This is a genomic window from Avibacterium endocarditidis (assembly GCF_002921145.1).
Lineage (GTDB): Bacteria > Pseudomonadota > Gammaproteobacteria > Enterobacterales > Pasteurellaceae > Avibacterium > Avibacterium endocarditidis.
Genome location: NZ_PQVI01000150.1, coordinates 1 through 11,030, shown reverse-complemented (window position 1 = coordinate 11,030; position 11,030 = coordinate 1). Strand labels below are relative to the sequence as shown.

Genomic DNA, 11,030 nt, shown 5'->3' with positions numbered 1-11,030 from the left:
CGCTACACAAAATTACAATTTTTTTCGCCTAAAAATTTAACTTCCATTCGGGCAAGACTGAAGGGAACCCGAGAGTGCATTATTTAACACTTTATAATAATCAAAATGCAAAATTATTTAGCGATAAATGCTATAAGTTAGATCTTTCGCCTCATCGCCCGTCATTCCACGGAAGCCCCAGCAGTGGGCGGGTTGTTCGTGGATGGTAATTTCAACATCAATCGGTGAGATACCGAGTTTATTTTCTAATTCACAAAACAGCATTTTGATTAGTCGTTTTTGGTAAATTCCGTGCGACCTTGCATTAAATTAATTTCAATGGCAGTGAAATTTTCGCTTCGCCCACTAGGCAGGTATAAATCTTCTGCCTCCGCACCTTGAAAGTAAATAAAATGCTTGCCTTTGGGAATGTCCATTTCTAAGTTTAGGCAATGGTAAATAATCTCTGCCAGTTGTGTTTTGCCTGCGGCAATATGCTCTTTTAATCCATAAACAATAATCATCGCCTTATCCTTAATCGCGGTGAAGCAACCAGTTTACCGAGTTTTCTAACAATTTCCCCCCTTGCACGGTGAGAATGCTTTCGGGGTGAAATTGAAAACCACAAATCGGCAGGGTTTTGTGGCGAATTGCCATAATAATGCCTTGATATTCGGCATTCACCACAAATTCATCGGGCAAATTTTCCCCCATTAAGGAATGGTAACGTGCCACAGGCATTGGGTTGTTTAAGCCTGCGAACATTGCTTGTTCATCGTGTTGAATGTTAGAAACTTTGCCGTGTAGCACTTCGCCAGAATGCACCACATCACCGCCAAAGGCTTCGATCAGTGCTTGATGCCCTAAACAGATGCCGATCATCGGCACTTTTCCTTTTAGGCGTTGAATGAGCGGGAGCAAAATGCCCGCTTCTTGCGGATTACCCGGCCCTGGCGAAAGGGCAAGAATGCTGTTGGGCTGTAATGCCATTTTTTCCACTAGCTCAATGTCGCAATCGTTACGGTAAATTTGCACTTGGTGTCCGAGCGTGCGGAATTGATCCACCAAGTTATAAGTGAAGGAATCGAAATTATCTAAAAATACAATATTTGCCATAATCTTTCCTTATTGAGCAAGCTGGTTGGTTTGCATAATGGTGTGGATCACTGCACGAGCTTTGTGGCGGGTTTCATCGGCTTCCATTTGCGGATCGGAATCTAGCACTTCACCACAGCCCGCTTGGATATAAGCCACGTCTTTTTGTACGAAAGCCGAGCGGATCACAATGCAGGTATCAAAATTGCCGTCTGATGAGAGATAGCCCACCGCACCGCCATAACTGTGGCGTTTTTGTTGTTCCACTTGATAGATGAGTTGCATTGCTTTGATTTTCGGTGCACCCGTGAGCGTTCCCATATTCATACAGGCTTGGTAGGCGTGTAGGGCATCAAGTTCAGGACGAAGTTTACCCACCACGCGTGATACCAAGTGCATAATGTGGGAATAGCGATCCACCTGCATTAAATCCTTCACTTGGCGTGTGTCACTTTGGCAAACGCGAGCCACATCATTACGGGCTAAATCCACCAGCATTAAATGTTCCGCTAATTCTTTTTTATCTAACCGTAATTCCAGTTCTAAACGCGCATCTAATTCAGGATCGATATTGCCTTGGGCATCAAAACCGCGTGGGCGCGATCCTGCAATCGGATAGATTTCTAATTGACGTGAATCTTGGCTATATTTCAACGCACTTTCAGGAGAAGCGCCAAATAAGGTGAAATCTTCGTCCTGCATATAAAACATATAAGGGCTTGGGTTGTTCACTTTTAATTGGCGATAAGTGGCAAGGCTATTCGGACAAGCCAAAGAAAAACGGCGCGAAGGCACGATCTGGAACACATCGCCAATATTGATATGGTGTTTTAAGCGGCGAATAATGTCTTTAAATGGCTCATCTTCAATGTTTACACTCACTTCCGTGGAAGCTGGTTGAACCGTTAAGTGCGGTTCAATTTTTGTAATTTTTGCGTAATTTGCACCGCACTTTGTTTTACTGCACTGAGTGCATTTTCGCTAAAACAAAAGCTGTGAAGCTGAGCTTGCTGTTGCTGATGATCGAGAACGAGCAACTGTTCCGCAAGATAGAAAACATAGTCGGGGCAGGTTAAACCGTCATCTTGCAGTGTAATGTTTTCCATTGGAATAAAATTCGCCACTAAATCATAGGCGAACAAACCGCCTAAAAAAATCGGTGTATTCCTTGTTTTGTAAAGATCCGTTAAGCAACGCAAGCCATCAAAAATGGTTGGGGCTTGCAATTTGCTGTCTTCATCAAGATTATGACTAAACGGGGTAAATTCTGCGATCATTTGGTTATCTTGGCGGGAAAGGTACTGAGTAATCGGCTGCAATTTTTCTTGCACCAAAGGTAACAATGCTGCACCGTTTGCATTTAACGCAGTAAAGGTAACACATTGTCCTAAGCAACTGATTTTTAACGCTGAATTGATTAATAATAGACTTTTTAAGCTATTTTTACTGCTGATTTCAGCGGATTCAAGTAACAATGTGTTTTTTTGATCTTGGCACAAGGTAGCAAATACCGCAGTGGGATCGTTGTGGTAACCCACTTCTTGCAAAAAAACGTGGAGGAAAGGCGTTGTCATCAGAATTCCTTTGTTGCATAAAATAATTGCGTACTATTAAACTAGTACAAAGAAGGTTTGTCAAGGATTGTTTTTTATCAAAAAGGAAAATTTAGCCAGAATGGCTTGTTTCATTGATTTCGCTGATAAAAATAGAAAAAATGTTGGAAAAGAATATTCTTCACCAACATTTTACATTTAGATGAATGCTAAAATTAGCCCTATTTCAAACTGCCCACCATATCTTCAGGGCGAACCCATTCGTCAAATTGCTCTGGGGTAACCAAACCAAGATTAATGGCTTCTTCTCTTAATGTTGTACCATTTTTATGCGCGGTTTTTGCGATTTTTGCCGCATTTTCATAACCGATATGCGTGTTAAGTGCGGTAACCAGCATTAAGGAATTTTCTAATTGTTGTTTAATGCGAGGGTAGTTAGGCTCAATACCACTTGCACAATGCTCATCAAATGAGACACAAGCGTCCGCTAATAATTGGGCGGATTGCAAGAAGTTGTACGCCATCACGGGTTTGAACACGTTAAGTTGGAAATGCCCTTGCGAGCCTGCAAAGGAAATGGTGGTGTCGTTGCCTAACACTTGAGCACAAACCATTGTGAGGGCTTCGCACTGCGTTGGGTTCACTTTACCCGGCATAATTGATGAACCCGGCTCGTTTTCTGGGATTAAAATTTCCCCAATTCCTGAACGCGGGCCTGAGGCTAATAAACGAATATCGTTGGCAATTTTGAACAATGACATTGCTAATTGTTTTAACGCACCGTGGGTTTCCACAATGGCATCGTGTGTGGCTAGGGCTTCAAATTTATTTTCAGCGGTAATGAATGGCAAACCTGTGAATTTTGCGATGTATTCCGCCACTTTTATATCATAACCTTTTGGCGTGTTCAAGCCCGTGCCGACTGCCGTGCCACCTAGTGCAAGCTGTGCAAGGTGTGGCAGGGTGTTTTTCAATGCACGCAAACCGAAATCTAATTGTGCGGCATAAGCAGAAAATTCTTGCCCAAGAGTGAGTGGCGTGGCGTCCATTAAGTGAGTACGCCCGATTTTCACCACATCTTTAAAGGCTTCTGCTTTTGCTGCGAAGGTTTTTTGTAAGCGTTCAATGCAAGGAATGGTTACTTCCACCACTTTTTTATAGGCGGCAATGTGCATTGCAGTTGGATAAGTATCATTGGAAGATTGTGATTTATTGACATCATCATTTGGGTGAATAATGGATTTTTCCCTTAATTTTCCACCATTGATAACGTGCGCACGGTTAGCAATCACTTCATTTAGGTTCATATTGGATTGCGTGCCTGAACCCGTTTGCCAAATCACCAAAGGGAATTGATCGTCAAGTTTATGGGCTAAAATTTCATCGCAGGCTTGCGAGATTAAATCGCGTTTTTCCATTGGCAATACGCCTAGCTCATTGTTTGCGTACGCAGCGGCTTTTTTCAAATAACCAAACGCCTCAATAATTTCGTGTGGCATTGAAGCCGCAGGGCCAATTTTGAAATTGTTGCGCGAACGTTCTGTTTGTGCCGCCCAGTATTTATCGGCTGGTACTTTCACTTCGCCCATGGTGTCTTTTTCAATACGAAATTCCATTCTAGTTACCTCAAATGATTGAATTAATAATAAGAAAACGCCTTGAGTTTAACACTTTGGGAGTAGGAATGGAACGTAAAGGGCAGGGCGAATTTTTTGTTTTGTGATATAGATCATAAAGAGCGGTAAGATTTTTTTGAATTTTTTAATAGCGCAAAAATTAATGTTTTCTATTTCGCGGATTTTTCGTTAAAATTATGCGTTTAAAAATTTGATTTCATACAGGCAAAAGACGCATTTTTATGGCAAAGCAAGCACAGTTTTATATTTTACAAAAAACACAACCCAAAGCACCATTGTCCGCAATGGAAACCTTGGCTTGTGATTTGGCTGTGCAAGCTTGGCGATTAGGCAAAAAAGTGCTGATGAGTTGCGAAAGTGAAGAACAGGCATTTCGGCTTGATGAAGCCTTATGGGCAAGAGAGCCAGAAGAGTTTGTGCCGCATAATTTATCGGGCGAAATCACCCAATATGCCACGCCCATTGAAATTAGCTGGGCAGGAAAACGTAACGCACAACGCCGTGAGCTGTTAATTAACTTACAAGCTCAAGTGCCTGATTTCGTGGCAAGTTTTACCCAAGTAATCGATTTTGTTCCGAGCGATGAAGCACAAAAAGCCATTGCCCGTGAACGTTATAAACAATACCGTCAGCTTGGTTGGCAATTAAGCACGGAGCAAGCCTAATGTCGTGGATTGCAAAACCCTTTGCCCAACTTAGCACAGAAGAATTGTTTGCGATTTATCAATTACGCACCGCCGTGTTTGTAGTGGAACAACAATGTGCCTATCAAGAAGTAGATCACTGGGATAAAAGTGCGGTGCATTTTTGGCAAGAATTTGACGGTAAAATTTGTGCTTATTGCCGAATTATTCCACAGGCTGACGGCATTCATATTGGCAGAGTGCTAGTCGCACAACAGGCACGGGGCAAAGGCTTAGCCAAAGAGTTAGTGCAACAAGCGCTGGCTTATTGCCAACAACATTGGGCAACAGAACCTGTGCTAATCCAAGCACAAAGTTATTTGAAGGATTTTTACAAATTCTTCGGATTTAGTATAATATCTGAAACTTATCTTGAAGATGGAATTTGGCATTTAGATATGAAGCTAAAAAATATGTAATTTATGAATAAGATGAATGAGGATAGCTATGAGTTTTAATGACTATACAAAAAATAATTCAGAAACACTACTTGATAATGATGAGGTAGATTCTAGCGAAAGTTTATATCCATCAGAAAATTTTAAATTAGTAACAACACCGAATGATTTTAATATATCAACTATAATATCATTTCTTGATGCTGGTATATTTAAAATACCTGATTTTCAGAGGAATTATGTTTGGGATATATATAAAGCATCAAAGTTAATTGAGTCTTTATTAATTGGACTTCCTATACCTCAGATGTTTTTATATGAAAAATCTAGAAATGAATTTTTTATCATTGATGGGCAACAAAGATTGATGTCAATCTACTTTTTCGTTAAAGGACGCTTTCCAAAGACTCAAAATAAAGAAGTAAGATTAAAACTAAAAGAATATAAAAGTAAAGGAGAGTTTATAGATAGCTCTTTTTTAGAGGATAATAAATGCTTTAGTGATTTTAAATTAAAACTTAATTCAAATCAATCACCTAATAAAAATAGATTTGACTCTCAATCTTACTCTACCTTAGATTTTGATGATAAAACAACATTAGATTTATCTACAATCAGAAATATGATTATAAAACCGTCAATAGATTCCGAAGATAATGTACAATCTATGTTTGAAATCTTCAATAGATTGAACAGTGGTGGGGTAAACTTAAATGCACAAGAAATAAGAATGTCTTTATATAGTTCTAAGTTTTTAGAAAAAATGAAACAAATGAATAAGAATGTTGTATGGAGGAAAAATATTTTAAATAAAGATAATGAAGATCTTAGGTTGAAGGATGTTGAATTTATTTTGAGGCTCTTTGGCATGCTCTTAGCTGGACATGATTCTATATTAAAAAAAGGAAATGGTAATGGTTATATAGAATATCAAAACTCTATTACAGGTTTTTTAAATAATATTGCAAATGCACTAAAAAGCATAGAGAGCGAAGATATTATTTTTTACCATAATTTATGGGAGAAATTTTATGAGTGAAATATCTAAATTCTCAAGTTCAGATTTTAGCTTTAATAATGAAAAGAATAATAATGTTAGTATTACATTTTTAGAGGCTGTTTTTATGGTGTTTGTAGAGGTGCCTGTATAAATAAAAATATTAATACTATATCAATAGAACATAGCTATTTGGAAAAGCTAAAATGCCATAAAAATTTTAGAGATGCATCAACGGGGAAAACTACCATCAAAAGTTAATGTTTCTAATAGGTTAAAGATTGCTTATGAATTGTATAAAGGATAATAATTATTTTACCCGTATAGATAAAATGTATAAAGAATATCAAAAGAACATTTCGGATATAGATATTCATATAATAAAACTGCCATTTTTGGTATCACTAAAGCAAGATTATATAGATGTCTTTCGTAAGGTTTTTGTCATATCAGTTGCTAATTCCTTCGAACGGCATTTATTAGAATGCCTTCCGAAAATTTTTTCGTCTAACAATAATATTCTGTATAATTTCATTAATTGCCAAGCTTTATCAAGAAAATATCATACATTATTTTCATGGGAGAAAAATAATTGTAATAGTTTCTATATGTTATTTGGGGAAAACTTTTGTAATTGTATGAAGGAAAAAATAAATAAATTCTCTAAGTTGAAAAATGGAGAAAGATCTTTTCTATCCTTAGGAAAGGAAAGAAATATAGTTGTCCATAAAGGTGTTAAATTTTCTGACTATGATAGGGATATTGAAGAAATTTATAGAGATTATAAGGAAGCTTTGCATTATTACTCATTTCTAATTATGAAAATTGATGAATTTCATAAAAAAGATGTAAATAATATTATTTAATAATTATAGAGATCCAAAGATGACACAAAAATTTGAAATGGCAGATCGTTTTGATCCTTCTGCCGTAGAACAAGCACTTTATAAACACTGGGAAGAAGCGGGCTATTTTAAGCCGAATGAAAACCCGAATGCACCGAGTTATTGCATTGCGATTCCACCACCGAATGTAACAGGATCGTTGCATATGGGACACGCTTTCCAGCAAACCTTAATGGATACCCTGATCCGTTTCCACCGTATGGAGGGGGATAATACCCTTTGGCAGGCGGGGACAGACCACGCTGGGATCGCCACACAAATGGTGGTGGAGCGTAAAATCGCAGCGGAAGAGGGCAAAACTCGCCACGATTACGGCCGTGAAGCCTTTATTGAAAAAATCTGGGATTGGAAAGCCTATTCAGGTGGCACGATCAGCCAGCAAATGCGACGTTTGGGTAACTCCATTGATTGGGAACGTGAGCGTTTCACAATGGACGATGGCTTGTCTGAGGCGGTGAAAGAAGTCTTTGTGCGTTTGCACGAGGAGGGCTTGATTTATCGTGGTAAACGCCTTGTAAACTGGGATCCAAAACTCCACACCGCGATTTCCGATCTCGAAGTGGAAAATAAGGAAAGTAAAGGCTCGCTCTGGCATTTCCGCTATCCATTAGCTAACGGCGAAAAAACGACAGATGGCAAAGATTATTTAGTGGTTGCTACCACTCGTCCTGAAACAATGCTGGGCGATACGGCGGTAGCGGTACACCCTGAAGATGAGCGTTATCAATCTCTTATCGGCAAAACCGTGATCTTACCGCTGGCGAATCGTGAAATCCCGATTATCGCTGATGATTATGTGGATCGTGAATTTGGAACGGGAGTAGTGAAAATCACACCTGCTCACGATTTCAACGACTACGAAGTGGGTAAGCGTCATCAGTTGCCAATGGTGAACGTGATGACTTTGAATGCGGATATTCGTGATGAACCTGAAATCATCGGTGTGGACAACAAACCCTTAGCGGATTATGTGGCTGAAATTCCTGAGAAATATCGTGGAATGGAGCGTTTTGCCGCACGTAAGCAAATTGTGGCGGATTTCGATGCCTTAGGCTTATTGGAAGAAATCAAACCGCACGATCTCAAAGTGCCTTATGGCGATCGTGGTGGCGTGCCGATTGAGCCAATGCTGACTGATCAATGGTATGTGAGCGTAAAACCGTTGGCAGAAGTGGCGACCAAAGCGGTGGAAGAGGGCGAAATCCAATTTGTGCCGAAACAATATGAAAACCTCTATTTCTCGTGGATGCGTGATATTCAAGACTGGTGTATTTCTCGCCAACTGTGGTGGGGACATCGCATTCCTGCGTGGTATGACGCAGAGGGCAACATTTATGTGGCACGCAGTGAAGCTGAAGTGCGGTCAAAATATCAGCTAAATTCTGATGTGGTGCTGAAGCAAGATGAAGACGTGCTAGACACTTGGTTCTCATCGGCGTTGTGGACATTCTCTACCCTTGGCTGGCCGCAGCAAACAAAAGAGCTGAAAATGTTCCACCCAACAGATGTGTTAATCACAGGATTTGACATCATTTTCTTCTGGGTGGCACGAATGATTATGTTCACAATGCACTTCATCAAAGATGAAAATGGCAAACCGCAAGTGCCGTTCAAAACCGTGTATGTAACGGGCTTGATCCGTGATGAAAACGGGACAAAAAATGTCGAAATCAAAAGGCAACGTGCTTGATCCGATTGATATGATTGACGGCATCAGCCTTGAAGATTTGTTAGAAAAACGCACCGGCAATATGATGCAACCGCAATTAGCGGAAAAAATCGCTAAAGCCACCCGCAAAGCGTTTGCCGATGGCATTGCGGCTCACGGTACTGATGCCTTGCGTTTCACCCTCGCCGCCCTTGCCAGCAACGGACGCGACATTAACTGGGATATGAAACGCTTGGAGGGCTATCGCAATTTCTGTAATAAATTGTGGAATGCGAGCCGTTTCGTTCTAACCAATGAAAAGCTCGATTTGTCTGAGGGCGAGGTGGAATATAGCCTTGCGGATCGTTGGATTCAATCGGCGTTTAACCGAGCGACCCAAGCTGTCCGTACCGCATTTGGGCAATATCGTTTTGATTTGGCAGCCAACGCGATTTATGAATTTACTTGGGATCAGTTCTGCGACTGGTATTTGGAGCTCACCAAATCCGTGTTTGCTCAAGGCTCAGATGCTCAAAAACGTGGGGCGAGCCGTACGCTAGTGAATGTGTTGGAAAAATTGTTGCGTTTAGCTCACCCAATTATTCCATTCATCACGGAAGAAATTTGGCAAAAAGTGAAAGGCTTTGCTGGCGTGAGTGGCGACACCATTATGCTTCAGCCTTATCCGCAATGTGAGCCAAGTCAGCTTGATGAGCAAGCCGAACAGCAAATCAACTGGCTGAAAGAGATTATTATCGCGGTGCGTAATATCCGTGCGGAATGTAATATCGCACCGAGCAAAGGCTTAGACGCACTATTACGCCATTTAACGCCAGAACAGCAACAAATTCTCGCCGATAACTGCACATTATTAGCAAGTATGGCGAAATTAGACAGCGTTGAAGTGTTAAATGATGGGGTAGAAGCGCCATTCTCAGTAACCAAATTAGTTGGCAACACGGAACTTCTTATTCCAATGGCTGGCTTTATTGATAAAGCAACCGAGCTAGCACGCTTAACCAAAGAGCTAGAAAAACTCAACGGTGAAATTGCGCGTATTGAAAACAAATTGAGCAATGAAGCCTTTGTAGCGAAAGCCCCTGAGCAAGTGATTGCGAAAGAACGTGAAAAAATGCAAGGCTATCAAGAAGCGATTGCAAAAGTTCAAGCGCAATATCAGGCGATCGAAGCTCTTTAATTTCGAGCAAAAATATCCCTCTTTTCAGAGGGATATTTTTTAAATAGTGTTTTCTAATTAGAAAAATATGCTTTAAAATAATCAACGATTATCTATTTTCTGTGATTGTTACGCCCTATGAAATTAAACTTCCCAACAATTCTGACCTTATTCCGTGTGGTGCTTATCCCATTTTTTGTCTTGGCGTTTTATCTCCCTTTTGCTTGGGCGCCATTTTTAACCACTGCGATCTTTTTGTTGCCGCTGTTACAGACTGGTTCGATGGCTATTTGGCACGAAAATGGAATCAAAGCACGCCCTTTGGCGCATTTCTCGATCCCGTTGCGGACAAAGTGATGGTAGTTGCCGCACTGGTATTAGTGGTGGAATATCAACACAGTTTTTGGGTAACCTTGCCCGCGATTGTAATGATCTCAAGGGAAATCATCGTTTCTGCTTTGCGTGAGTGGATGGCTGAAATCGGCAGTCGTAGCAAAGTGGCCGTGTCTTGGCTTGGCAAAGTGAAAACTGCTTCACAAATGCTGGCATTAGGCGGATTGCTATGGCGTTATAATGTTTTAATGGAAATTGCAGGTATCGTATTCTTATATATCGCCGCGATTTTAACGGTTTGGTCAATGCTACAATATCTCAAAGCCGCAAAAGATAATTTATTAGAAGAATAAAATTCTCAAAAATTACACCGCACTTGGGTAGATAACTAAGTGCGGTGTTTTTTTATCAATTTTTTTGTGGAAGAGCTAAGCTAAAAATAATATCGAAGTGGAAATCACCAAGCTCTGCTTTCAAAATAAACGAATTTATAGAAAGTGAATTTTTTTAGTCAATCAAACACAAAGTAAGAAATTTCTATTTGACTAATCGGCGTAAATCCGTAAAATGCACCTCGTTGTTTAGCAAGGCCGGATGGTTAGCTAATTATGCGGGAATAGCTCAG

6 protein-coding genes and 4 pseudogenes are annotated in these 11,030 nt (G+C 40.2%); 6 read left to right on the top strand and 4 right to left on the bottom strand.

What is annotated here, in order from left to right:
• Window positions 1-117: 117 nt before the first annotated feature.
• The 4 genes and pseudogenes from C3Z13_RS11045 to fumC form a co-directional block, all read right to left on the bottom strand.
• Window positions 118-503, bottom strand: a pseudogene (locus C3Z13_RS11045) (tautomerase family protein).
• Window positions 504-513: 10 nt separating this feature from the next.
• On the bottom strand, window positions 514-1,095 hold the full coding sequence (locus tag C3Z13_RS11040) for an aminodeoxychorismate/anthranilate synthase component II (protein ID WP_103855942.1): 582 nt from the start codon (window positions 1,093-1,095) through the stop codon (window positions 514-516).
• 9 nt (window positions 1,096-1,104) lie between these two features.
• Window positions 1,105-2,648, bottom strand: a pseudogene (gene trpE, locus C3Z13_RS11035) (anthranilate synthase component I).
• 200 nt (window positions 2,649-2,848) lie between these two features.
• The gene (gene fumC, locus C3Z13_RS11030) at window positions 2,849-4,243 is read right to left on the bottom strand and encodes a class II fumarate hydratase (RefSeq protein WP_103855941.1); all 1,395 of its coding nucleotides are present in this window, start codon (window positions 4,241-4,243) and stop codon (window positions 2,849-2,851) included.
• A 242-nt stretch (window positions 4,244-4,485) separates the two neighbouring features.
• Here fumC and C3Z13_RS11025 point away from each other — a divergent pair, with 242 nt between their 5' ends.
• From C3Z13_RS11025 to pgsA, 6 genes and pseudogenes are all read left to right on the top strand, one after another.
• On the top strand, window positions 4,486-4,929 hold the full coding sequence (locus C3Z13_RS11025) for a DNA polymerase III subunit chi (RefSeq protein WP_103855940.1): 444 nt from the start codon (window positions 4,486-4,488) through the stop codon (window positions 4,927-4,929).
• The gene (locus tag C3Z13_RS11020; RefSeq protein WP_103855939.1) at window positions 4,929-5,366 is read left to right on the top strand and encodes a GNAT family N-acetyltransferase; all 438 of its coding nucleotides are present in this window, start codon (window positions 4,929-4,931) and stop codon (window positions 5,364-5,366) included. The genes C3Z13_RS11025 and C3Z13_RS11020 overlap by 1 nt, the downstream gene beginning before the upstream one ends.
• Window positions 5,367-5,394: 28 nt before the next feature.
• The gene (locus C3Z13_RS11015) at window positions 5,395-6,384 is read left to right on the top strand and encodes a GmrSD restriction endonuclease domain-containing protein (protein ID WP_245872656.1); all 990 of its coding nucleotides are present in this window, start codon (window positions 5,395-5,397) and stop codon (window positions 6,382-6,384) included.
• 245 nt (window positions 6,385-6,629) lie between these two features.
• A complete protein-coding gene (locus tag C3Z13_RS11010; protein ID WP_103855938.1) occupies window positions 6,630-7,208 on the top strand; it encodes a hypothetical protein in 579 nt (192 codons plus the stop codon).
• Between the two features lie 19 nt (window positions 7,209-7,227).
• Window positions 7,228-10,093: pseudogene (locus C3Z13_RS11005) on the top strand (valine--tRNA ligase).
• 117 nt (window positions 10,094-10,210) lie between these two features.
• Window positions 10,211-10,758: pseudogene (gene pgsA, locus C3Z13_RS11000) on the top strand (CDP-diacylglycerol--glycerol-3-phosphate 3-phosphatidyltransferase).
• The last annotated feature ends 272 nt before the right edge of the window (window positions 10,759-11,030 follow it).